Origin of the sequence: Sphingomonas sp. PP-F2F-G114-C0414, assembly GCF_003688595.1 — a bacterium.
Classification (GTDB): Bacteria; Pseudomonadota; Alphaproteobacteria; order Sphingomonadales; family Sphingomonadaceae; genus Sphingomonas.
In genome coordinates this window covers 1-21,733 of sequence record NZ_RCWT01000002.1, presented here as the reverse complement: position 1 = coordinate 21,733, position 21,733 = coordinate 1, and the positions used below count along the sequence as shown (strand labels likewise).

The following is a 21,733-nucleotide window of genomic DNA, read 5'->3' as shown; positions in this document are numbered from 1 at the left end:
GCACGATAGCCGTGCCGTCGCGGGGTGGAGCAGCCCGGTAGCTCGTCAGGCTCATAACCTGAAGGTCACAGGTTCAAATCCTGTCCCCGCAACCATCTTTGACATACAATCAGGCGTCCCTCGCGGGGCGCTTTTTTCGTTTGCGAGATCAATCATCTGCGCAAACCGGCCACGGATCTCCAGCGCGACGCCGCGTTTGTCCGGCGCAGGGGATGCAACGATCTGGTCGATCAGCGCCCGCAGAGCCTGACGTGCCTGCTCCTGCTCGATCGCATCGCCGCGTAACGCCGCGCCAAGCTGGACGACGCTGCGCCGATAGCTCTCCGCCAGATTGGGCATCAGCGCCAGCACCGGCTCGGCGTCGAGGTCGGCCAAATCGCGCCGGCAGCGTTCGCGGGTGGCGATCTGCTCTTCGAGCACGCTGCGGATTTCTGCAAAGGCGTTGGCGCCGTCGGCAATTGCCAGCGTCAGACGGGTGATCCGGCGTGTGGCCTCGGCTTCACGTTTCTCCAGCCCGCGACGAGCTTTGTGCCGGTCCTTCTGCTGGGCAGTGAAGGCCTGGCGATATTCCTCGATATAGGCAGCGACCGCATCTGGCTCGAACATGCGCTCGCGCAGTGCGCCGAGGATACGTGTCTCCAACTGGGTGTCGACGATGCTTCTGCCGTTGTTGCAGGTGCCCGTTTCACGGGCGGTGCTGCACCCCCAGCGGTCGCGGCCGATGATGGTGAACGTACCGCCGCAGGTGCCGCATGTGACCAGCCCGCTCAGCAGCCGCTTTGGCCGTCGTTGACGCGCAGGCGACAGCGCCTGGCCGTGCTCGAGCCGCCGCTGTGCCGCGGCCCAGCTTTGCTCGTCGATGATCCGCAGGGCCGGCACTTCGTGGGTGACCCACTGGTCGCGCGGATTGGGTCGGGCGACCCGCTTGCGGCTGACGGGATCGCGCACGAAGCTTTGCCGGTTGTAGCTGATGATGCCGGCATATAGCTCGTTGTGGAGAATGCCGTTGCCGCGCTCGCGGTTGCCGTTGATGGTGTTGGCGCGCCACATTTTACCCGAAGGCGAGGGGACACCTTCACCGTTCAGCGTCTCGGCGATAGCGCGCGGACTGCGGCCGGCCGTATATTCTTCGAAGATGCGGCGGACGACGCCAGCCTGTGCCTCATCGATGTCGCGCAAGCCCCGCTCGGGTTCGCCGTCGGTGCCAAGCGCCACCACACGCCTGTAGCCGTAGCTCAGCCCGCCAGGAATACGGCCTTGCGCGACCCGGCCGATCTGACCACGCCTGGTTTTCTCACCCAGATCCTTCAGGAACAATGCTCCCATCGTGCCTTTGAGACCGATGTGAAGTTCCGAGATTTCGCCTTCCGACAGCGTGACTATGCGGATGCCCGCAAAGCGCAGCCGCTTGTAGAGGCCGGCAATATCTTCCTGGTCACGGCTCAACCGGTCAAGCGATTCTGCCACAAGGATGTCGAACGCGTTGGTGCGGCTCATCAGGGCGTCGAGCCCTGGCCGATTGCGCGTAGCGCCCGAGATGGCAAGGTCGGCAAAGACCTCGACCAGATCCCAGCCTTCCTTGTCGATCCGGGTGCGACATAGCCGAGCCTGGTCCTCCGCCGACGTCGTCGACTGCCGGTCGCTGCTATAGCGGGCGTATATTACGGCTCGTGTTGTCATTGGCGGCACTGTGCTCCCGAAGATCCCTGACGGCGTTTGCGCGTGCAAATGCCCTCACAAATACCATAAAGTCGAGATAAGTATCATTGGCGGCGTGCTGGTCCAGCGGTCCTGAGCGCAGGTTTGATGGAACATCGCTGCGCGGCATCGTGCGCACGTGAGCGGGCGGAGCGTCTGAGCCGTCATCATTGTCGGGGGTGTTCATCTCTATCTCTTCGGCTTTTGGCGCCGTCCGGCGCCGGCTGAACCATCGTGCCTCTGCCCCGAACCCGAGCTTCCAAGAGCACGACCGATGGCGGAGGACGTGGCGAAATTTGCGTCACCAGCCACCCGCACGTCCACATGCTGATCTTGTAGAAAGGCTTTCTACAAGATTACGCCATCCCGAAGCTGCCGGATTGCGGTTGCATGACAGGCTAACGTCGCGTGGTCCGTGCGACTCGGCGTTTTGTTGAAGCCACCCCAGTCGGCGCTCGGCCAGCTGCGTCAATCTGCATGCGGCAGGACGCCTCATCCTCGGCGGCAAAGCCCAGCTTTACCGCGGGGTGCATCAGATCTCCCGCATGCATCAAAAGCCGCCTGAAAAGCCCGCGGGCGAGGCGGGGGTTCTTGCGCCGTATCTGGGGACGCAAATTGGAAATGACGAAAATGGTGGAAGCACGAACCCGCTGCGCGGGAGGGTCGTGCGGGGGGCGGTTGACGTGACATCGCAGGTGTAGCGCGCCGGTTGAGCGCTGCGGGCGGCAGGCAGAGCATCGGGGTTCCACGAAAGGAGCCCTGCCATGACCATCCTCATACCCGTTGTTGCCGTCAGCCCGCTACGCCAGCGTCTCATCGACGAGATGGACATACGGCGGTTCGGCCGCGAGACGCAGCGCAACTATATCCGCGATGTCGGGCGGTTCGCGACGTTCCTCGGGCGCTCGCCGGACACGGCGACGGCGGAGGAGGTGCGGCGGTTCCAAGTCGAGCAGTGTGAGCTGGGCGTGCCGGCGCCGACGATGAACGCCATCGTGGCGGCGCTGCGGTTCTTCTTCACGCAAACGCTCGACCGGCCGGACCTGGCGCGCAAGCTGGTCCGCATGCGGCACGTGCGCAAGTTGCCGGTGGTGCTGAGCCAGGACGAGGTGGCGCGGCTGCTGGCGGCGACCACGTGCCTGAAGCATCAGGCGGCGCTGTCGGTCGCCTATGGTGCCGGACTACGCGCATCCGAAATTGCGGCCCTCAAGGTGCGCGACATCGACAGCGAGCGCATGCTGCTCAGGGTCGAGCGCGGTAAAGGCGGGCGGTATCGCAACGCCATGCTGCCGTCCGGTCTGCTGGCATTGTTGCGCGAGTGGTGGCGAGTTGGCCGGCGGGAGGGCGTGTTGCATGTCGACGGCTGGCTGTTCCCGGGCCAGCACTATGGCAGGCCGCTCAGCACCCGGCAGTTGCACCGCATCGTCGTCGAGGCGAGCGTAGCGGCGAGCATCGGCAAGCGGGTCGGGCCGCACACGCTGCGGCACTGCTTCGCAACGCATCTGCTCGATGACGGAATCGACGTCCGCATCATTCAGACGTTGCTCGGGCACGCCAAGCTGGAAACCACCGCCTATTACACGCAGGTCGCTACCCGGGTGCTGCGCAATGTCACCAGCCCGTTCGACAGGCTGGCGACGGCCGCCAGAGAAGCGAGGACGTCCAGCGGCTGAGCGGGCATGCGCGACTCCATCGAGGTCGCCGACATCTTCCGCGCTGCCGGACCCGCGTACCGGGCCGCCCGTGCAAGGCACCTGAGCCTCGACCAGTTGAAGGTCATGTCGGCCATCGAACATTGCCGCACCGCCGTCATGGGCGGGCACGTCGAAGCCTGCACCGACTGCGGGCACTGGCGGGTTGCCTACAACTCCTGCCGCAACCGGCATTGTCCGCGATGTCAGGGCGCGGCCGCGCGCACCTGGCTTGCTGAGCGCGAGGCCGATCTGCTGCCGGTGGGCTACTTCCACGTCGTCTTTACCCTGCCGGCCGAGGTCGCCGACATCGCGCTCCAGAACAAGGCGGTGGTTTATGGACTGCTGTTCCAGGCAGCGTCGGAGACGATGACGACCATCGCGGCCGACCCGAAGCATCTCGGCGCCCGTATCGGCATCACCGCGGTGCTGCACACCTGGGGCTCGGCGATGACCCACCATCCGCACATCCATATGATTGTCCCGGGCGGCGGAATGTCGCCGGACAGCAAGCGCTGGGTGTCGTCGCGTCCGGCGTTCCTGCTGCCGGTCCGCGTGCTGGGCAAGCTGTTCCGCCGCCTGTTCCTGACCCGGTTGATGGCGCTGCACGGTGCGGGACGGCTCGCATTCCACGGTAGCCTCGTGCATCTTTCCGAACGGCGTGCGTTCCTGCGTCACCTGGCGCCGGTCCGGAGGAAGCGCTGGGTCGTCTATGCCAAGCCCCCGTTCGCCGGACCGGAGACGGTGCTTGCCTATCTGTCGCGCTACACCCACCGCGTCGCGATCTCGAACAGCCGGCTGCTGCGCTTCGACCAAGCCGGCGTCACCTTCCGCTACAAGGATTACCGCCGGGGTGGCGGTGACCGCCACCAGGTCATGACGCTGGCCGCCGACGAGTTCATCCGCCGGTTCCTGCTCCATGTTCTGCCAAAGGGCTTTCACCGCATCCGTCACTATGGCTTGCTCGCCGGCGCCACTCGCAAGGCGCATCTCGAACGCGCCCGCGAGCTGCTCCGGGTCGCACCGCTCGCGGCGCCCGACACGCGGGCCGAACCGGACGACATACGGCCGCCATGCCCGTGCTGCGGTGGGCGTATGGTCGTCGTCGAAACCTTCGAACGCCAAAGTCAGCCCCGCGCACCGCCGGCCCATGCTCTTCTATCCGGGATGCAGGCGTCGTGACCCGGCACGGCCCAAGGACAGCATACCCCGCAGCGCCTGTGCTTGCGGAGACGATGTCATTTGCGCCGACCGCCGCCAGAGAGGCAATCGCAACATACAGAGCCGAGCTACCCGCGCTGGCGAGCCCGTCAGGCCGACCTGAAACCGGCCGGTCCGCATTCAGGTTCGCGCCCGCGTCCTCCGTGTCGCTGCTCGCCGCACCCGGCCAGAAACCGAAAATTCCATAGCGCACCGCCTGTCGCCCGCGGGTTCGGGCTTCCAAGACTTTCGTACGCCTACCGGCATCCGAAACTCTTCAGGAAAGCGGAACGGCGGCTTTCGGGTCGCGGTCTGAGATAAAACGGACGTTTGTTCATGCGGCAGGGCGCGGGGCGTGAACGCCCGTGTTGGACCGAAGCCTAGTTCGCCGCTTTCGGGGGGCGATCGGCGTAAGCTAACGTTCGTTCGGTTGAGCCAAAGTCACTGTTCATGCCGATAGCCGTCGCAGCGTTTGGCTATCCTTCTCACGAGCTAATACCCTTGGCTAAAGGCGAGCGCTTAGGGTCTCATCCCCCCCAGCCGGAACCGACCCGTTGTAACCAGATGTTTAGGGTGGACGGCTATCCCCGGACTATGGCCGATCGATCATCAAAACCCGAATATCCGTCGTGGCGGGCAGAGGACGGACGTAAGGCCGTCCGGATAGCCGTAGATTGGTCGGCAACTGTCACAGCAGACAAGTTTGATACCCAAGCCGTGCGGATCAGTGACTGCACGCAATTGGGTTGTCGGATTGAGACCCGCTTGGCGGTTTCGGTTGGCACGTTCGTGGACGTTGCCATCCCGAATTTCGCCGATGTACCGGGCTGGGTTGCTTGGAGCAGTCCGGAAGCTATCGGAATCGACTTCTGCCATCCCCTCCCAAATCGCGTTCTTGAGTATATCGTAGAGCGCAATGAGGCGATCTGACGGACAGGAAACGCCTGGCTTAGCCAGATACCTGCGCCGTCCCGCAACGCGTCTCACCAGACAAAGCTGACGCCGCGACATATTACCTCTGCTTATCGGATAGAACCGACCGACAAGTCCTTACAATATGTACCAATCCGGGACGTCGCCCAGCAATTCCCATGGCGCTATTCAATTTTCCCCTCATAAATCCACGCATGTTAATTCTACTCATCATGAGCTGCATAATTTGGGGGGCGCCGCTGCTTGCAATCGCCTCGGTAGTTAGCGGCTGCGCCGTATCGCCGCGGTTCCGCGCATTTGTTCGAGGTCACTTGGTTTGATCGCTGAAATCGAAGCCCCGCACTATTAATCGGGCAGTTACCGCGGCGTCATTTACCAAGGCAGATCTGACGCCGCGTCAGCTAATATATGTCAGATTTTCGCGACCGGTTCGTTTCGGACCAAGTCCCGCTAGACTCGACAGTCGTTCATAAGGAACTCCAATGACGGATCAGTATGGATCCTTAGGAGGAATACGATGGCTGAGGCGGTTGGATTTTATCAAGTAAAGCTTCAAGTTCAGCATGATGGGTTTGCCGGCGCGCCGGTGCTCCATCTCGATCTAGGCGTGAATGCGGCTACCGGCCAGGTTAGCGGTTCGGCGACTATCACCCAGGCGCTTCCACCACCTTACGGCGAAACGGTCATTCCTTACGTCATGGGCGCGCTGGTCCATACCGGCTTCGGCGATGACACGCTGCTGGTCCATCTCACCGGCCAGTATGTGGTGTCGGTACCCCCGCCCGCGATCGGCTCATACCTAGCGCAGTTCAGCGCCGCGTTGGCGGTGTCGAAGGACTGGAACGGCAAGGGGTCGTTCACCTACAACACCCACGTGATCAGCGACTGTTCGGTCAAGAACGTTTCGACAGGCTGACCCTATTAGGCGAGGTCAGCCCTGACCGGCGCGCTTTTACCGATATGGGATCGCTTGCCGAGCTTAGCCGCAAGGAATGGTCGCGTGCGGTTTGATTTCTGGGCCTCCGGTTCGCCGGGCGGGCCGTGAATAAAATACCGTTCGGGAAATGCGCGCGGCGTAGTTTCTAGCATCTGCGCGGCCAACCACCCGGTCCGTCCGGTGGGTCGGCCGCGCAGCGATTTCTCATTTCATCGATATCAACGGCGAAGAGGCTGCCGATTCCTTGCGAGCTAATACTCGCCCAAATTGATCAAGATCGAACGCTCCTTTGGCATTATTTCTGTCGCGTTAATTTTCCCCGTTCAGATGCAGCGCATGCTTTTGCCGGCAAATTTTAATATCGTTGATCTTGAACCTAGTCGGCGACGCCATGTCCTCTTGGCTTCACTTGCCGTAACTGCCTCGCTCACGGAAATGCAGCGAAACCTCGCCACCCACTTTGAACAGTGTGTTGCCAGCTTGGCCTACTCCGCAGATACCAGCGCGGCAAAGAACGAGGGACTTTGTCGGGCCGCCCCTTTAAATGACCATGGGGCCATCGAAACATATGATTTTCGGGTCGGCTCAAGGCTTCTACCAACTGCGGAAGTTTGACCGTCCCCGTAGATTTCCCAGATGATCAGACCGCTATGGTCCGTGACTAATACGTTCCAAGGACGCGAGCCCCAAAATGCGTCTGCAGCGTCACTCATCATTTTTCCGCAAGTTTGCATGGCTTCACACCGTGCGTCCTCGAAACTCGAAAACTCCTGACCTTCGGTGTCCGTTACGCGAACGTCGGTCTCGGTATGAAGTCGAAACGCGGCACTGCGCACTCCGTCAGTTGGTTGGATATCGCAGGAGCCCAATTGCTCAGCCACCACAGCCGGGCGCTGTTTACCAAGTAGGCCTTACGCTGTCGGCCATGTCCGCCTTAGGCAAGAAAATGGGTCACAAAAGCCCCATCAGGCGATCAACCCTACGGCGCTCTCTTGGTCAGCGGCACCGATGGACTGACGTGGGCCCGCGGGACTTCGTCCATACTCAGGATAGGAGCGGGCAGATCCTCACGCGTAGCGTAGAGCCGGCGCAAAATTATCGCGAGGTCTTCCTCCGTCAGCCCTGATGCGGGATCGATCACCTGTCCTTCAGGCATCGGCTCGACCCAAGCAGCGAGGCGATTGCACGCCGCGCCGAGTTCAGGATCTGCGCAATCATCAAAATCTGCCATGCCCTGAGCATATTCCGGCTCCGCTGATTCGAGCAAGCTGAGCATGAACCAGCTCATCCCCCTTCATTGTCGGCATAGACTTGCCGAACGAGCTCGAAGCTCGCCAGCGCCTGCCGTGCCAGCGCTTCGACACGGTTCATAATTATTGCAGTGGTGTTGCGAGGATATCGTCGACTGCTAAGGCGACCCGGCGCCAATCCTCAGCTCCATGGCCCGAGGATAAAATATCTCCAAGCGATCTCAGCACATATCGTGCAGAATCGCTTCCATGAGCTGCGACGATTTCGCCTGCCTTCAGCCAAGCCTCGCGATCTGTCATATTTGCCCTCATCAAGAGCATCATTTCAGCGAAGAGCGCAGCAATTACGCCTCAACCTGTCCTAGCCCCTTTATCGTCGCTCGATACAATTTAGCCCGAGCCTGTATCAGAGCTGCGGCTTGGTCGGCGCCCTGTCCCACGACGATGCCCGCCGAGCCGGTCACCATTCCGATCCACTCCCCGCTTCCGCGCAATTTTAGGCGCCTGGTCGCGAATGCTGCAAGGACCTCCTCTGCAAGTAAGCGGGCGTTCGCCAGCGCGACATCGGTAACCACGACCATGAACTCGTTGCCGGTCCAACGGATGATCTCTTCGTTTTTCAAAACCTGCCGCAGGTTGGCGACGAATGCGCTTAGCACATTGTCACCTACAGGGTGACCGAAACGTTCGTTGATATTGCTGAGATCAGCGACGCTGAATATCATCATGACGTACGCACGATTCTGTTCGCCGAGCCGCGCAAAAAGAGTACGAGCCCCTTCGGAGGTCAATGCCTGCGTAGCTGTATCGCGTGTAGGATCTATGCGTTGCTCGCTTAGCGATCCCAAGTTGGCCTGTAGTTTAGCCACATCCCTGCGCAGATCGGCGAGTTCACGTTCAGCGTCGGTCAGTCGTGCCACTAGGGCGTTTGAATATGGCCAGTCTTGGACCTCCACCGCCATGGCGGTGACGTCATCACTTAGGGATTTTGTCAGTAATTGCGCATCCGATGTCAATGATCCCAACTGGGTCGCATGGCTCTGGACAGCGTCTTCTATGCGCGCCGCGGTCCCGGATTTTGTTGCCAAGAAGCGCTGACTTAATTCGTTTAGAGACCTCGGCGTCAGCCTCAGTCCGCCATCCGTGTCAAGCGCTACAGCCCGCGCTAATGGCCCGTCTAGGTCGCTGACAACCTCTAGAGCGAACGCGTAGTTGGCCGTCGTGGGCTGAAGATGGTGGGATTCCAGAAACGCCAAGGCAGCGTGTGCAGTACCAAATACATCTGACACTATTAATTACGCCTCTCTGTCGGCCATATCGACTTAACGCTTTATGATGCGGCATATTGCATATTTGCATCATAGATACGTTAAAACAACTGACCTGGATAAAGAGGAGCCAGAGGTCGGTTAGGAAGTCTGCGAGTGACCTTGAGCCCTTGATTGTCAAAATAGCTCCGCTAGGCTCTGAAAGCTCTGGGCCGAGGAGTATACGATGGGAAAGTTTATGATGCTGCCGGTGGCAACCATATTAATGGCTTCGGGTGCGGCGGCTCATCAAACTGCGCCTACCACGCCCCCTTCTGTCGTGGCAGCTGCCAAGCCGGTGACTGCGGAAAAGCCGATCTGTCGATCTGAAGAGACTACCGGATCGCGCTTTTCTAAAAGGGTCTGCCATACCAAGGCGGAGTGGAACGCGATGGCCGCAGATGGTGTCGCAGCCCTGGAGGCAAGTCGGCGTCCACACTAATGAGTTGGTGGGGTCCGTATCGATGCCTGGGGCCCCCATCCTCAATCACTATAAAAGGGGCATTCAAAGGGGTATGATTGTAGCGGTAGAACAGCTTCTCAACCGTGCAATGATGTTTTTTAGCCGGTGCTACAGGCGCTCGTTGGCGCGAAACGGGGGGAATGGAAACCGGCCGGCCCTGCTGCAGCGATGTTGCTGGCAAATTCTGGCTGCAACCCTAACGTCCGTCAATGCTCATTCTCTACGCCCTGATGCTCGCCGCGATGCTCCAGCAGACCGCCGCGGAGACCGACCCGGCTGATGTCTCCGAGATCGATGCCGTTAGCTGCCGCCTGGACGTTCCCGGTTACATGCGCTTCGCCATGGCGATCGATGGCGAGGAGCAGCTCGCGCGGACGCGGGGATGGAAGAAGATCGCCTCGCCCAATTCGTTCATCGCCGAATATGACCTGCCGAAGCCGATTACCGTCGCGGGGTCATACAGCACGCGCCGGATCGCGTTTACCGGCGATGCCATCCTCGCGGTGCTCGACGTCGCGGACCCCGCCATCGTGGCGCGTGCCGAAAAGATCGACAACAGCATGTCGGCTCAGCCGATGATCGACGCGATGGTCGCCTCGGGTAAGGTGACCCGCGCCCAGGCGGAAGCCAAGTTCCCCTTTCGCAAGTTCCTGGGCGAGCGGATCATGACCGACGTCACCGAACCCGCGGGCAAGGACGGCTATGGCAGCCACATGATAGTCGCCCGAACGATCTCCAACGTCACCACGCACCCCGGCAAGACACTCTACGGCTGCGCATATCGGTTCGATATGCTGGACAAGGATGGGACATCGCTGTGAGACGGAATTGGTACCGCGCGATCGTCGTCTCGCTGGCACTGGTCGCGCCGCTGCCGGCGTATGCGCAACCCTCCGGCATGGACAGCTTCATCGGCACGCTGTCGATCGCGCGAGGCGAGGTCATCCTCACCCGGTGCGATCTGGCGGCGTCGCGCTACCTGCTACGCGATGTGCCGGGAGCTCAGGTGGTCGCCCGCTATCGCAAGGATGGCCGGCGCGCGTCTGCCGACGTGATGGGCAGCTATAGCAAGGAGGGTGATCGTAACGTCCTGACCGTTGCCGAGTTTCTTGACTATCAACCGGGCAAGTCGTGTCACCTGAGCGACGCACTGGATGCGCTCGCCTTTGCCGATGCCCCCTCGACGAAGGGCACGCCTGCCGACGAGCGTGCCGGCGGCGGCCACGCTACCCCTGCCGTGCTCGTTGGCCATTATTACCTCATGGGTGTGATGGAGACCGGATCCGAGCTGTTGCTGCGGCCAGACGGCCAATTCGACTGGGCGTTGAGTTACGGTGCGCTGGACCAGGAGGCGCAGGGCATGTGGCACGTCGAGCGCGACGAGGTCGTGCTCGTGGCGTCCGCACCAAGCGCGCAGAAGCCGCTTTACTCCTATTTGTCCACCGCGCCGTGGGATGAGGAGACCGAAGACGAACGTCGGCGGTACCAGCGCAGCGCGATGGAGGCCGCGATCCGCACCCGCTGCCCGATCTTCCCCGAACCATTTGTCTCCGCGACGCCTCTGACGACCGCCGACAATGCCCCCGCGCCATCCGCGACGATCCTTCAAAAGCGCGCCGCCACGGCATTGCGCGCTGCGAACGCTGCTAGGACGGATGCGGAGCTACTGGCTGCTCGACTGATGTCAGATGGCCCGCCGATTAGGGCAAAGCCAGCTGCCCTGCAGGTGCGACAGGCATTGTCCGATTGGCAGAATGCGCGCGCGCTCGCGATCGAGGCCGCACGTGCGGCGGGCTTGCCGGAACCCACGCTAGCCGATCCGACACTGCCCGCCGCGTGCACCATGCCGGCAGCCGACGCGGCCGAAGGCGGTACCACGCGACCCTCCCCCGGCGTGGCGATCAGGATTTTCGATCCCGCGTCGGACCGGCCCGCGCGCAACCTCCCCGTCACGCTGCACTTTGCGAATGGCACTAAGGAGAAACTGGTCACCGGCAGGAGCGGCTTCGCGTTCGCCCCGCGCGGCGCAACGACGAAGGCCGTCAGCGTTACCGTTCACACCGAGGCGCCAATCTCGGGTGACATGACAATTACCTTCGCGCCGCTGCAACACGGGATCGTCCGGATCGGCTTTGATCGGCAGCAACTAATGGCGCGGCCGTTCGACACGTTGCGCCTGCGCATCGCGGGCACCGCGCTGTTTATCGAGGGCGCCAAGGGACGGTACGAGCGCCAGCTGTAGAGCAAAATGGCGATAAATTGACCCGCGCCTAGCTCGGTTCGTGCTGAGCCTGTCGAAGTACCGTTTTCCTATGCTGCTGCGGCGAAGAGAAGGGCACAGCTTCGACAGCATAGGCGCGAACGGCTCATCGTAATATCATCATGCTCTAAGCGGTTCTCCGACCACGTTGCATTACCGTCATCGCCCTTCGGGCGCCCGCTTTGCGGCGGGCCGCTTTCAACACAGTACAGCGTTGCTCGTCGATGCTTCAGCATCGCGCCCCCCCTCCCGCCTCGTACCGTGCCGAAGTCGCCTCCGTGCCAGTGATCCAACCTGATCGGAAATCGCTCGAACTGTTGAATTGACAACCGAACGACCGTGACACCGGGAACAGTCGGCTTTCGACCGGTCCCATCCTAAAAGCGCCTGGCATCAAAGCTCCCGATGTCGGCCACTGCGGATCACATGAACGAACGACCGGTTTCGGGAAGGCGTCGGTGCCAACTACATAACGAGAATTGGACGTATTTACCTTCAAAAAGTACCCATCGGGGCGGAGGTCAGATCAATTAACGTTCGTTATTTCGGTAAATCTGAACTGATCGGCCAGTTCCATTTTTGCGTCAAACTGCGAAAGCTACCTGGCGGAGAAAGCTTCGGTCCGCGTTCGTTCTCAACATTTTATGAACCCTTTGTTGCTAATGAAGGCCGTTAAGGGACCGAAATAATGTTCGAGTGGCTACCTGAATTCAGATTGCGCCGAATGCCGGCGTCGGACACGTTTCTTCTTGAGCAATATGCCGCGTTGCGCCGCCAGATTCCGTTAATGTACGGGCTGATGTTTATCAACGTCCTGTTTCTCGGCATAGAATCTTTTCGTGACGTACCATTCGGGATGAGTTTTGGCATACCGATCCTGTTATCGGTTGCGATTGCTGCGCGCGCACTTCTCTGGGTTCGACGCAGATCGATTATCGCGCAACCTGACCAGATTCGGCGCTATCTTCGCGGCACTATCATCACGGCTACAATCTTGAGCCTAGTTTTCGGAACGTGGGGGTCGTTGCTGTTTTCGGAAGCCGAACCCATCCGCAGCGTATCAATTTCGCTCTACGTTTTTGTAGGAGCGATTAGTTGTTGCTTCTGTCTGCAAGCACTTCCGAGTGCCGGCTACCTGGTCTTGCTGTTCGGCGTGATGCCTGTCACGATTCGTCTGTTTATAGCGTCGGATTGGTCGCTGTTCAGTGTTGGCGCAAACTTCCTGATCGTCGCCATACTGATATTGCGGACATTGGCTACGAACCACGCAGGCTTCAGGCAAGTGCTACAGTCTCGCGCTGACATGCTGGTCGAGCAAGAGCGCGCGCAAGCCGCAGAGCTTGCGGCGCAGAAAATGGCCTACGAAGATGTGCTGACTGGCCTAGCAAACAGGCGCGCGCTTACCGAGCATCTTGATGGATTTCTCTATCGCAGTGCGCCGCGGAGTCAGATGTATCTTTTCATGATCGATCTAGACTTGTTCAAGGGCGTGAACGATGCGTACGGGCATGGTGCTGGAGACCAACTTTTAGTTGCAGTTGCGACGCGGCTTCGCATGCTCGTGATCCCTACCGGTAATGTCTACCGACTTGGTGGCGACGAGTTTGCCGTCACGTTCCAGCTTGATGGTGACGGCATCGGTCCCGCGAACGTCATGGCGGATAAGCTCGTCCGTGAAATGGCTGCATCGTTTCCGATCGACCGGTTCTTCCACCATATCAGCGCTAGCATCGGGATTTCCTGTTTCCCTACCGACGCCGCGAGCCGTGAAGCGTTGATGCAGCACGCGGACATCGCGCTGTATGAGGCAAAATCGGGTGGTCGTTCGCAACATCGCTTTTACAAGCCGGTCATGGGAGAGGCGCTGGTGGCTCGCGCTGTGCTTGAGCGTGAGATCCGCTTCGATTTTGGTACAGAGGCCTTCCGTCCATATTATCAACCGATCGTAGATCTGGCGTCTGGCAATATCGTTGGTTTCGAAATGCTTGCTCGGTGGAACCGCGCCGACGGCATTATGGTTGAGCCCGGTCGCTTCATCCCGATTATTGAGGAGTGCGGGCTGATCGATGAGCTCATGTTGCAACTCCTCGAACGGGCGTGCCTTGACGCCAATAAATGGCCGTCCGAACTGACTATCGCGATAAACCTATCACCGATCCAGTTTCGCGACCCGTGGCTGTCGGAAAAGATATTGGCAGTGCTCACACGGCAGGGTTTTCCGGCGCGCCGTATTTGCCTCGAAATCACCGAAAACGCCCTCATTTCTGATCCTGCTTCGGCCCAGCGGATCATCGAGTCGTTGAAGAACCAGGGGGTTTCTCTTGCTCTGGACGACTTCGGCACCGGGTTTTCGTCTATTCAGCATCTCCGGATGCTGCCCTTCGACAAACTTAAGATCGACCGTTCGTTCGTTTCCAACGTTGATACCGATAGCGGCGCTCACCGTATGGTTTCGGCGATCATTCGGTTGGCAGAAAGCTTGGAACTACGTGTGGTCGCCGAAGGCGTTGAAAACGCCTCCGTGCGTGATACCCTGCGCGAGCTCGGCTGCCAGGAAGCGCAAGGGTACTTGCTAGGCATGCCGTTGAGTGCAAGCGAGACCGATGAAATACTCAATCACAGGAGGGGCTTGGCCTTATCGATATCTGACAAGCGCGAGTTTAGTAAGCACGCCTTACGAGGGCCCAAATTAACATGGATAGATGTTTGAAGCCGGTAGGCGGAGCGCTTTTTAACGGTCGATGATGGCTCACGGCATGCGCGAAGCAGGTTGCAGGCTCCCGCTGGTGCCGCCCCCCGTTTTGTCAATATGAACGACCGGCAAAAGTTGGGACGACTGGGGAGCGCGTTGAACGACCGATTGTGGGTCTTTGCTATTGAAGCGTCTTCTACCGTCGCGGGCCCTGATTGCGCGATTGCACATATCGTTAGACGGAGCTGGATAGCGTCGCCGGCTACGTCAACTAGAGCGGCCGACCGTCCAGGTCGCTAACGTCACACCGGTCGCGGGGTTTTCTATCCGAACCTCGTCCATAATCGCAGCGATTACGCAGATCGGTCGCTGTTCGACGCTGACGGGTTGTACGCAGCGCACGGGCCCGCCGGATACCGCGCGGTTCAGCCGGCCGGTAATACGCAGGCTGAAGCCCAGCGATCCATCGATCTTCGGCACCCGTTGCACCGTTTCGAAGGCGCGTCCCTCATGGCCAAGCGCACCATTCGCGCCGAACGTTGCGATCGCCAACGTCTGCCCCGGCAACGTTACCGGCACAGTGCCGGTGGGCGCGGCCTCGCCGATGCGCACGGGGCAGCGCTCGTCGCCCGACCAGGGGCGATTGATCCAGAAACCGGTGGCTGGCGCCGCTTCGTTGCCCTGACGGACGTGCCAGTCCGTAGCGTCCCAAATGACCGGCGTCGCCGACACACGCAGCGTGCCCGTGCCGGCGTCATATTGCCACCCCATCGCGGTCGCGGTGGGATCGTTCGGACCAGCGCAACCGAACGGCAGCACGAGGTCAAACTGCCGCCCCGCCGCGGAACTGACGTCGGCGGGCACCGCCTTGCCGGATGCGAACGCGTCGGCGGCGATATCTGCGATCGCCAGTAGATCGGCGCGGCCGAGCACTCTCGTTGCCGCTTCGGCGGGTTGCGGCGACGGCACAGGCGTGAAGGTTTTGGGTGCTACGGTGGCGATGGGTACCGATGGCGGCACACTCTCCCGGCCGAGCAGGAACCCCGCCGTTCCCACCGCAATCGCTGCGGCCAAGCCGCCGCCCAAGGCGAGACGGCTGGATTGAGGGCTGGGTTCGCGCATGACGGCACGATAGCGATAATCGCTCGCCGCTCCACACCGAATACGCAGAGCCGGACATTGACACCGTGCCCGCCCCGTCCGACGCATTCGCTGCCATGCCGTTCGACCAGATCCTGACGCTTGCCGTCCTTGTTGCGGTCGTCGCAGCACTTGTCTGGGACAAGGTACGCGCCGACGTCGTCGCGCTCTGCGGCGCTGCGGTGTTATTGATGGCGGGCGTCGTTCGCCCGGTTGCGATGCAAGGCGCCTTCGCCAGCCCGGCGATCGTTGCGCTCGCCTCGCTCTTCGTCATCGCCTACGCGCTCGAGCTGTCCGGTTTGCTCGACCGCGCAATCGAGCGCGCTGTTGCGATGTGCCGCAGGCTCGGCACCGCGGGCATCTGGCTCCTCCTGTCGATGATCGGCAGTGTGTCCTGCTTTCTGAACTCGACGCCGATTGTCGTTCTCGGCGCGCCTGTGGTGCGCGACGTGGCGGTGGCCCTTGGTCAGAGCCCGAAGCGCTATCTCATCCCGCTCTCCTACGTCACGATCCTGACCGGCTGCTGCACGCTCATCGGCACCTCGACCAACCTGCTGGTCGACGACATGGCGAGCGTCGCCGGGCAGCCACGCTTCGGCATCTTCGAGGTGACGCCGGTCGGCCTGCCGATGGCGATCGTCGGCGGGCTCTACCTGTTTCTCTTCAGCAACCGCCTGCTCGGGGGGCGCCACGCGGATGAGGTGCCGGAGGGCGGACCTGCTGCGGTCGACACGACCCGCATTGCCAGCGCGTCGGTCGGCGATGCGGCCGTGTTTGCCGAGCACCGCCCGCTCCAGCCGCGCAAGGCGATCGCGGCTTTGGCCGTCTTCGGCGGCGCGATCGCGCTCGCCGCGGCAGGGGTCGCGCCGATTGCTGCCACTGCGTTCGCAGGCGCGGTGCTTCTCATACTGTTGCGCGTCATCAGCGCGGACGAGGCGTATCACGGCCTTAAGCCCGAGATATTGGTGCTTATCGCCGGCATGGTCGTGATCGGTACCGCGATGGAGGAAAGCGGCCTGGCCGCCGGTATCTCCGAGACGCTAATCGCCAGCGTCCATGGTTTGGACCCGCTGATCGCCTTGGTCGTGCTCTACATCGTCACCATGGTGCTGACCGAACTGCTGTCGAACGCCACCGTCGCCGTATTGGTGACGCCGATCGCGGTGGCGCTGGCGGACAGCCTGTCGGTCAGCCCTCGTCCGTTTCTGGTCGCGGTGATGATGGCGGCGAGTGCTGCCTTCGCGACACCGTTCGGCTATCAAACCAACGTCATCGTCTACCAGATGGCAGGCTATCGCTATATGGATTTCGTCCGCGTCGGTCTGCCGCTCAACATCATCACCTGCGGCGTTGCGGTGGCCGCGATCCGGATTGTCTTCCCGTTCTAGACGGCCGGATCGGCCTTTGGTCGCGCGGCACCAACGCTGCGCAGCAGTGCGTAGCCCAGAAGGCCCGAAACGAACGAGCCGGCCAGCACGCCAAGCTTGGCTTCCGATTGCAGAATCTGGCTGCCCGGGAACGCCAGCAAGGTGATGAAGATGCTCATCGTGAAGCCAATCCCGCATAGCAGTGCGACCCCCAGCAGCTGCCGCTTGCCTGCATGCGCCGGCATATCGGCCAGACGGAAACGGACGGCCAGCATCGCAAAGCCGAAGACGCCGGTGACTTTCCCGATGAGCAACCCCAGCGCAACGCCGAGCGTGACGGGGGCGACCAAGGCTTCGGCGGGCAGAGCGAGCACTGCCACACCGGCGTTAGCCAGCCCGAATATTGGCACGACGATGAAGCCGACCGGCAGGTGTAACGCATGCTCGAGCTTGTGCAGCGGACTATCGGAGTCGCCGTCCGGACGACCGGGGGTGCACTGCATAGGTATCGTCAGCGCGAGCATAACGCCCGCGAAGGTCGCGTGGATGCCCGAACGGAACACAAGTACCCAAAGGATCGCTCCCACCAGTAGATATGGCGTCAGGCGTCGTACGCCGAAGCGGTTGAAGCTTATCAGGACTGCCATCGCTATAGCAGCCCCGGCCAGGTCCGGTAGCGACAGTTTTGCCGTATAGAACACGGCAATGATCATCACGGCGCCAAGGTCGTCGATGATCGCGAGTGCCGCCAGAAATACCCGGAGCGACGCGGGAACCCGATTGCCTAGAAGTGCGATCACGCCGAGCGCGAACGCGATGTCAGTGGCAGCTGGAATGGCCCAACCAGCCGCGGTCGGGCCGCGATTGAGCGCGAGATACACCAAGGCGGGGACCATCATGCCGCCAGCCGCAGCGATCCCCGGCAGAATACGGCGCGGCCAAGTCGAAAGCTGACCATCCAGCATCTCGCGCTTGATTTCCAATCCAACGAGCAGGAAGAACACGGCCATCAGCGCGTCGTTGATCCAGTGCCCCACCGACAGCGGCCCGACATACACGTGGAGGATGGTTTCGTAATTCGGCCCGAGGGGGGAGTTGGCGATGATGAGCGCCAGAGCCGCGGCCCCCATGAGCACCAATCCCGCCGAGGACTGGCTTTGGAGGAAGCGGCGAATTGAACTCGGCATTGCAGAGCGCGTTCGGCTCATAGGACAAGTCTCCGGACACAGCTTTCGTCGCTGGCGGCCCGACCAACGCAAAACCTGTCCGCAGGATTCCGCGAACACCCACGAACTCTATCGCATCGGACCTATGTCCGAACAACCCGAGAGGTAGGCGAAGCCTGACTAAAAGTCGCTCATGTGCAATGCCGCACGATCGCCTTCGAACGATAGGGCATCGTCGGCACGCATTTTCGCGGCGTCTGCATGACGGCGAGCTATCTTGCCGAAAATGTCAGGAGCGTGTGCCGCCAGGCTGCTGAGCGTCGCGCAAAGACGCAACTGCACCTCTACAACGGACGCCCCGTCACGGGCGATCGGCCGGAAGAAGTCGTTGAACATATCATCGATCGTAAGAGCCGGCGCGTGCACACGAAGATGGATGCACGCCTTTGCGCCCCGCTTGGTGTCCACAAAGTCCGCCAACGTTCGGTGTCCGGCGCCCAGCACGCGGATAGCGGTTCCCGGATCATTGACCGCAGGAGACAATGCCCGCGACGCGATTTCGGATAGAACGATTAGTCCGAAGCGGGGATCCTGGTCAAACCGCCTATCGGGCAAGATCGAGAAGGTGTTTTTGATCGCCATGCGAGCCTTGTCGTCGACTGCCTCTGAAACGTGCGCCAGCGGCCGTTCCGGATAAACGAACGCGCCTGGCAGTTCGGCGATATGGACAGTCAGTCCATATCGCTCTGCGATCCGCGCCAGTCCTGCCACGTCGATGTGCGCGACGTAGCCGGTATCCGCCGGGTATACCGACAACAATCCGGTTGGGATGGCGACCGGCGGTTGCGCGCCAAGATGCGGTGCCTCGGCCCAGGCCTGCATCGCACGCCGGGCGACCGTTTCGACCCGCTCGATCGTATCCCGAACCCGTCCGAAGCTTGAGAGGTGCTGGATCCAGCGCAGCAGCGTGATGGCGATAACCGCGACGATCACGATCGTAGCGAAGAACAGGACAACGCGCCCTTCCGGACCGTACAGTCCGGTCGTGAGGGCGATGATGCCGACGATGCTGAACAGAAACGTGCCGACGAACGTCGACAACGCGTTCTGCGTGAAACGATCGTCGACCAGCAATTGGGTCGCGCGCGGCGTCACGGTGCTCGTTGCGGATCCGTAAGCGCCTACCGAGGCGGACAGCGCAAAGGTCGTGACGGCCAGCATGCTCGATGCCAAGATCGTCAGAATATTGTCGACGGCCTTGCCACCCACCGTCAGGCTCAGTTCGTAGGGAATGAACGGTGCCACCCAGCCGGCAACGAGCGCCGTCAGGATCGCCGCGACGCTGAACAGCGATGCCCGAAACCAGATGCGTTTCGTGATCAGACCCAGGATGTAGGCACCTCGGCCTGCCAGATATTCGCCAGTCATGGCGGTAGTCCTGCATCGTGCAGCGTTACCGAGCAAGACGAAGCGGCAGCGGCATTGATACGGGGTTTCGGCGTATCAGTGGCGAGGGACAACTTCGACGATCAGATCGCCCGCCTCCAGGCGGCGCGCTTCAGGTTCCCAAAAGCCGAAATTCCGTTCCCCGCGATAGATGCGGTGGCCAAGCCCCGTCGCGATTCCGGCAAGCGGCTTGCCGACTTCGTCTGCGGTCACGGTGCGCTCGTGCAGCGCAACCCGGCCGCCGGTGGCCGCGAGGTCGGCCATGTAACTCGCGATATGCGGACCGTGAGTGGAACCAGCGAGCAGCAGGCCGGCGAAACTGGCGGGATTGATGACGACGGTCGCGCCCGCCTGATACGCGATCGCTTCGTTGTCCTCGGACCGGATCACGACGCTGATCGGTAGATCGGGCGCGATCCGCCGCGCCGTCAGGACGATAAGGATCGACGTGTCATCGCGTCCGGCGGAGACGATCAGTGCTCGCGCACTCGCCAGACGGGCGGCTTCGAGCGCGGCGTTGCGCGTCGCGTTGCCTTCCATCACGGTCGTCCCACAGCTCTCGGCCGTGCGCAGTGCTGCCACATTCTCGTCGATCACCACGATCATTCCCGGATCGGCACCGCGCCGGACAAGTTCGCTGACCGCCTCGGACCCGCTCGTGCCAAAACCGGCTACGACGACATGGCCCTCGAGGCGCCGCTGGATCACCGACATACGCCATTTCTCCCAGACGCCCTTGAGCAGGAAATCATACGCCGTTCCCAGAAAGATGAGCCACACGAACAGCCGAATCGGCGTGACGACGAAGGTATCGAACATCCGCGCCTGCTGCGTCACCGGCACGATGTCGCCATAGCCGACGGTCGTCACGGTGATCATCGTGAAATACAGGATATCGGCGAACGTCACCGGCACGCCGGAATTCTGGCGGAGGCCGTCTCTGTCGAACCAATGCACCGCCAGCGCGATACCGATCAGACCCACCGCGACCAGCGCGCGCCAGGACAATGCCAGCCACGCCGGCGTTCGGCTCTGGCGCCGCAAGCGGTAGTGCCCGGTATCGGCATCGTCGGTGCGCATGCGATGCTTCTGCAACGGCAGTCGCGTCCTGTGAAGGCGTTCAAATATTTTCGGGTGAGCCTGCGTATTTTGCACCACCACCTGCCGTTCGGATCGCTGGTCGCGATCGCGGAAGCGACATGAACCAATGGCTGGGGTTGGGGCGATGAAAATGGCCAGCGGTTGTCCGCCTTTGGGCCAGCGCCGGGCGGCGGCGTGGTGTCGTCGAAAGCACGAGTTGCGGATGGGAATAGTAGTCATCTGACTGTTGCGCCTAAAGCTCCCTTTGGATCACAAAGAAGGCCCGATTAAGATCACGGGCTAGGCGGACATTCCTTTTTCGCGTTTTAGCCGCAAGTAATGGCTAGATGGCTCTCTCACCTGACTATTATTCTGTTCTAGGGGTGCCCTCGGCGGCAAGTCGCGACACTATCCATGCCGCGTGGAAAGCGCTGCTCCGTCAGTATCACCCCGATGCCAATCACGGTGTGGATGTTTCTGCTCGTGCGAAAGAGATTAACGAGGCGTATGCCGTTTTGGGAAAGAAGGAAGCACGCGCCGCCTATGATCGCTCGCAGATCACGCCGTCTGCCCACCGAGCGACCGCGGACCGCCCGTTTCACCCAAGGAAAGCCGGCAGGCGCCCGATGCGACCTAACCCGTCAATGCAGCCCAGCGGTAGCTTCTCGCAGCCGCTAGAGACCAACGAATGGCTGATGGGCCTTTTCCTGCTGATCCTCACCGCCGCACCGATCGCTACAATCCTGGTTCTGTGGAATGAGGAATTCGGATTGGCACCTACGGTTCGACGTAGCGTCGCCACTTATCCCGGCCTGAGCCTCCTGCAAAAGCCGTCCGCAGCTCATCGGGCACAAAACTCGGACTCGGGCAGCCTGCTTCCTAAAATATCGCCTAGTCGCGACATTCAAGTTCGCAGGGTCAGGCGCCAAAAGCGGTCGTAACGCGGAGATGAACGAACGGCCGAAGTTGGGAAGCTGGGAAGGGGGCGGAAATGTCTGATTATGGGTCTGACCTGCTCCCCGTTTTCAGGCCGCTGATAACTTAGCTTCGGTGTCCATATGCCCGTGGCGGGGGCGGTTCGTAAACTCGGCGGGTGCCATCCC

Annotated in this window: 17 protein-coding genes, 1 tRNA gene and 1 pseudogene; 11 read left to right on the top strand and 8 right to left on the bottom strand. The window is 61.3% G+C overall.

Annotated features, from left to right (window positions below; translation table 11 throughout):
* Window positions 1-18 precede the first annotated feature (18 nt).
* Window positions 19-95, top strand: a tRNA-Met gene (locus C8J47_RS00455).
* Here the strand turns inward: C8J47_RS00455 and C8J47_RS19755 are convergent.
* Window positions 52-1,680: a recombinase family protein gene (locus tag C8J47_RS19755; protein ID WP_404969231.1), complete on the bottom strand. Its 1,629-nt coding sequence runs from the start codon at window positions 1,678-1,680 to the stop codon at window positions 52-54. The genes C8J47_RS00455 and C8J47_RS19755 overlap by 44 nt on opposite strands.
* 782 nt (window positions 1,681-2,462) lie before the next feature.
* Between C8J47_RS19755 and C8J47_RS00440 the strand changes: the two genes are divergently transcribed.
* The 5 genes from C8J47_RS00440 to C8J47_RS18780 all read left to right on the top strand — a co-directional run bounded on the left by C8J47_RS00440 (window position 2,463) and on the right by C8J47_RS18780 (window position 7,074).
* Window positions 2,463-3,371, top strand: a complete 909-nt coding sequence (locus C8J47_RS00440) for a tyrosine-type recombinase/integrase (RefSeq protein WP_121884008.1) — start codon at window positions 2,463-2,465, stop codon at window positions 3,369-3,371.
* 6 nt (window positions 3,372-3,377) lie between these two features.
* Window positions 3,378-4,571, top strand: coding sequence for an IS91 family transposase (locus C8J47_RS00435; protein ID WP_121884007.1), 1,194 nt, complete (start codon window positions 3,378-3,380; stop codon window positions 4,569-4,571).
* 612 nt (window positions 4,572-5,183) lie between these two features.
* Window positions 5,184-5,519 (top strand): hypothetical protein, encoded by a 336-nt coding sequence (locus tag C8J47_RS18785; protein ID WP_133032474.1) that lies wholly within the window; start codon window positions 5,184-5,186, stop codon window positions 5,517-5,519.
* 520 nt (window positions 5,520-6,039) lie between these two features.
* Window positions 6,040-6,438 carry a DUF1842 domain-containing protein gene (locus tag C8J47_RS00430; protein ID WP_121884006.1) on the top strand — a complete coding sequence of 133 codons (399 nt, stop codon included), beginning with the start codon at window positions 6,040-6,042 and terminating at the stop codon, window positions 6,436-6,438.
* A 288-nt stretch (window positions 6,439-6,726) separates the two neighbouring features.
* Window positions 6,727-7,074 carry a hypothetical protein gene (locus tag C8J47_RS18780; RefSeq protein WP_147454247.1) on the top strand — a complete coding sequence of 116 codons (348 nt, stop codon included), beginning with the start codon at window positions 6,727-6,729 and terminating at the stop codon, window positions 7,072-7,074.
* A gap of 23 nt (window positions 7,075-7,097) precedes the next feature.
* Here C8J47_RS18780 and C8J47_RS19750 read toward each other — a convergent pair.
* The 3 genes and pseudogenes from C8J47_RS19750 to C8J47_RS00420 all read right to left on the bottom strand — a co-directional run.
* Window positions 7,098-7,295, bottom strand: a pseudogene (locus C8J47_RS19750) (DUF6894 family protein); the annotation flags it as partial.
* Between the two features lie 143 nt (window positions 7,296-7,438).
* Window positions 7,439-7,747 (bottom strand): hypothetical protein, encoded by a 309-nt coding sequence (locus C8J47_RS00425; protein WP_121884005.1) that lies wholly within the window; start codon window positions 7,745-7,747, stop codon window positions 7,439-7,441.
* Between the two features lie 306 nt (window positions 7,748-8,053).
* Complete coding sequence (locus C8J47_RS00420; protein ID WP_147454246.1) at window positions 8,054-8,725, bottom strand: GGDEF domain-containing protein; 672 nt, start codon at window positions 8,723-8,725, stop codon at window positions 8,054-8,056.
* Window positions 8,726-9,688: 963 nt separating this feature from the next.
* Between C8J47_RS00420 and C8J47_RS00415 the strand changes: the two genes are divergently transcribed.
* From C8J47_RS00415 to C8J47_RS00405, 3 genes are all read left to right on the top strand, one after another.
* Window positions 9,689-10,300, top strand: a complete 612-nt coding sequence (locus C8J47_RS00415; RefSeq protein WP_121884003.1) for a hypothetical protein — start codon at window positions 9,689-9,691, stop codon at window positions 10,298-10,300.
* A 77-nt stretch (window positions 10,301-10,377) separates the two neighbouring features.
* Window positions 10,378-11,721, top strand: coding sequence for a hypothetical protein (locus C8J47_RS00410; protein ID WP_147454245.1), 1,344 nt, complete (start codon window positions 10,378-10,380; stop codon window positions 11,719-11,721).
* Window positions 11,722-12,427: 706 nt separating this feature from the next.
* Window positions 12,428-14,449 (top strand): bifunctional diguanylate cyclase/phosphodiesterase, encoded by a 2,022-nt coding sequence (locus C8J47_RS00405; protein ID WP_121884001.1) that lies wholly within the window; start codon window positions 12,428-12,430, stop codon window positions 14,447-14,449.
* Window positions 14,450-14,698: 249 nt separating this feature from the next.
* Here the strand turns inward: C8J47_RS00405 and C8J47_RS00400 are convergent, their stop codons facing one another.
* The gene (locus C8J47_RS00400) at window positions 14,699-15,553 is read right to left on the bottom strand and encodes a hypothetical protein (RefSeq protein WP_147454244.1); all 855 of its coding nucleotides are present in this window, start codon (window positions 15,551-15,553) and stop codon (window positions 14,699-14,701) included.
* 95 nt (window positions 15,554-15,648) lie between these two features.
* On the opposite strand from C8J47_RS00400, the gene C8J47_RS00395 reads away from it, so the two are divergent.
* Window positions 15,649-16,959, top strand: coding sequence for an SLC13 family permease (locus tag C8J47_RS00395; protein WP_121883999.1), 1,311 nt, complete (start codon window positions 15,649-15,651; stop codon window positions 16,957-16,959).
* On the opposite strand, the gene nhaA is transcribed toward C8J47_RS00395, so the two are convergent.
* The 3 genes from nhaA to C8J47_RS00380 form a co-directional block, all read right to left on the bottom strand.
* Window positions 16,956-18,146, bottom strand: coding sequence for a Na+/H+ antiporter NhaA (nhaA, locus tag C8J47_RS00390; RefSeq protein ID WP_121883998.1), 1,191 nt, complete (start codon window positions 18,144-18,146; stop codon window positions 16,956-16,958). The genes C8J47_RS00395 and nhaA overlap by 4 nt on opposite strands.
* 138 nt (window positions 18,147-18,284) lie before the next feature.
* Window positions 18,285-19,532, bottom strand: coding sequence for a DUF2254 domain-containing protein (locus tag C8J47_RS00385; RefSeq protein WP_121883997.1), 1,248 nt, complete (start codon window positions 19,530-19,532; stop codon window positions 18,285-18,287).
* 75 nt (window positions 19,533-19,607) lie between these two features.
* On the bottom strand, window positions 19,608-20,630 hold the full coding sequence (locus C8J47_RS00380; RefSeq protein ID WP_121883996.1) for a TrkA family potassium uptake protein: 1,023 nt from the start codon (window positions 20,628-20,630) through the stop codon (window positions 19,608-19,610).
* A 347-nt stretch (window positions 20,631-20,977) separates the two neighbouring features.
* Here C8J47_RS00380 and C8J47_RS00375 point away from each other — a divergent pair, with 347 nt between their 5' ends.
* On the top strand, window positions 20,978-21,571 hold the full coding sequence (locus tag C8J47_RS00375) for a J domain-containing protein (RefSeq protein WP_121883995.1): 594 nt from the start codon (window positions 20,978-20,980) through the stop codon (window positions 21,569-21,571).
* Window positions 21,572-21,733: the final 162 nt, after the last annotated feature.

Excerpts from the sequence above, each read along its gene's own strand:
- C8J47_RS18785 (WP_133032474.1), top strand. The coding sequence starts at position 5,184 with ATGGCCGATCGATCATCAAAACCCGAATATCCGTCGTGGCGGGCAGAG.
- C8J47_RS00430 (WP_121884006.1), top strand. The coding sequence starts at position 6,040 with ATGGCTGAGGCGGTTGGATTTTATCAAGTAAAGCTTCAAGTTCAGCAT.
- C8J47_RS00425 (WP_121884005.1), bottom strand. The coding sequence starts at position 7,747 with ATGAGCTGGTTCATGCTCAGCTTGCTCGAATCAGCGGAGCCGGAATAT.
- C8J47_RS00380 (WP_121883996.1), bottom strand. The coding sequence starts at position 20,630 with ATGCGCACCGACGATGCCGATACCGGGCACTACCGCTTGCGGCGCCAG.
- C8J47_RS00435 (WP_121884007.1), top strand. The coding sequence starts at position 3,378 with ATGCGCGACTCCATCGAGGTCGCCGACATCTTCCGCGCTGCCGGACCC.
- C8J47_RS19755 (WP_404969231.1), bottom strand. The coding sequence starts at position 1,680 with ATGACAACACGAGCCGTAATATACGCCCGCTATAGCAGCGACCGGCAG.
- C8J47_RS00375 (WP_121883995.1), top strand. The coding sequence starts at position 20,978 with ATGGCTCTCTCACCTGACTATTATTCTGTTCTAGGGGTGCCCTCGGCG.
- C8J47_RS00400 (WP_147454244.1), bottom strand. The coding sequence starts at position 15,553 with ATGCGCGAACCCAGCCCTCAATCCAGCCGTCTCGCCTTGGGCGGCGGC.
- C8J47_RS00385 (WP_121883997.1), bottom strand. The coding sequence starts at position 19,532 with ATGACTGGCGAATATCTGGCAGGCCGAGGTGCCTACATCCTGGGTCTG.
- C8J47_RS00440 (WP_121884008.1), top strand. The coding sequence starts at position 2,463 with ATGACCATCCTCATACCCGTTGTTGCCGTCAGCCCGCTACGCCAGCGT.
- C8J47_RS00395 (WP_121883999.1), top strand. The coding sequence starts at position 15,649 with ATGCCGTTCGACCAGATCCTGACGCTTGCCGTCCTTGTTGCGGTCGTC.
- C8J47_RS00415 (WP_121884003.1), top strand. The coding sequence starts at position 9,689 with ATGCTCATTCTCTACGCCCTGATGCTCGCCGCGATGCTCCAGCAGACC.
- C8J47_RS00405 (WP_121884001.1), top strand. The coding sequence starts at position 12,428 with ATGTTCGAGTGGCTACCTGAATTCAGATTGCGCCGAATGCCGGCGTCG.
- C8J47_RS00410 (WP_147454245.1), top strand. The coding sequence starts at position 10,378 with ATGGACAGCTTCATCGGCACGCTGTCGATCGCGCGAGGCGAGGTCATC.
- nhaA (WP_121883998.1), bottom strand. The coding sequence starts at position 18,146 with ATGAGCCGAACGCGCTCTGCAATGCCGAGTTCAATTCGCCGCTTCCTC.